This is a genomic window from Vibrio sp. M260118 (genome assembly GCF_036533755.1).
In the GTDB taxonomy this organism is placed as follows: Bacteria; Pseudomonadota; Gammaproteobacteria; order Enterobacterales; family Vibrionaceae; genus Vibrio.
The window spans coordinates 1-914 of sequence record NZ_JATABG010000641.1; the positions used below are offsets into that span (position 1 = coordinate 1).

The 914-nt window shown below is 44.3% G+C and carries 2 protein-coding genes; one reads left to right on the top strand and one right to left on the bottom strand.

Going from position 1 to position 914, the window contains the following annotated elements; translation table 11 throughout:
* Positions 1-597, top strand: a 597-nt coding sequence (locus QTO00_RS20230) for a DNA polymerase domain-containing protein (RefSeq protein ID WP_331426346.1), incomplete at its 5' end; no start/stop codon positions are given.
* 1 nt (position 598) lies between these two features.
* Here the strand turns inward: QTO00_RS20230 and QTO00_RS20235 are convergent.
* Positions 599-914, bottom strand: a 316-nt coding sequence (locus QTO00_RS20235) for an EAL domain-containing protein (protein ID WP_331426347.1), incomplete at its 5' end; no start/stop codon positions are given.

The following is a 914-nucleotide window of genomic DNA, read 5'->3' on the forward strand; positions in this document are numbered from 1 at the left end:
CTCACCTCATTTTTAGAACTTGAATACGAAACGCATTATAAGAAGTTTTTGATGCCAACTATTCGCGGCCAAGAGACGGGTTCAAAAAAGCGTTATGCTGGTTTGATTGGTGAAGGCGAAAACGAAAAAATCATCTTCAAAGGGCTAGAGAGTGCGCGGACTGACTGGACTCCGCTTGCCCAAGAGTTTCAGCATACCCTTTATTCAATGGTGTTCCATGGCGATAACCCAAGTGAATTTGTTCGCGATTTCGTTGAAAGAACTCAAGCCGGAGAGTTCGATGACAAGCTCGTCTACCAGAAGCGCTTAAGAAGAAAGCTACACGAATACCAAAAGAACATTCCTCCTCAAGTTCGCGCTGCTCGACTAGCCGATAAGATCAATCAGCAGTTAGGTCGGCCTCTGCAATACCAAAATAAAGGACGAATCGAGTACGTGCTCACCGTATCGGGGCCAGAACCGAAAGAGTATCAAAAAAGCGCCATCGACTATCAACACTATATCGATAAACAGCTCAAACCGGTTGCTGAAGCCATTTTGCCCTTTATCGGTATCGAATTTTCAACCCTCAGTGAGCCGCAGCTTGGGCTGTTTTAAATTAACTGACTTGAAACGTAAGTAGTTGCTCTAAAGGCAAAGATTTCGAGTAATACCAACCCTGCACCTTAATATGTTGGCTGTTTGGAATATGAGCGAGTTGTTCCTTGGTTTCCACACCCTCAACGATCACTTCAAGTTCTAGCTGCTGGGCAATCGACAAGATTGAACCGAACACCTTGGCTCCTTTGTCCGAGTTCAATGCCAAAACAAAGGAGCGATCGACTTTAATACAGTCAATACTGAACTGGTTTAAGTAACTTAATGACGAGTAACCTGTCCCAGAATCATCAATGTGTATCTTGATGCCCAACTGC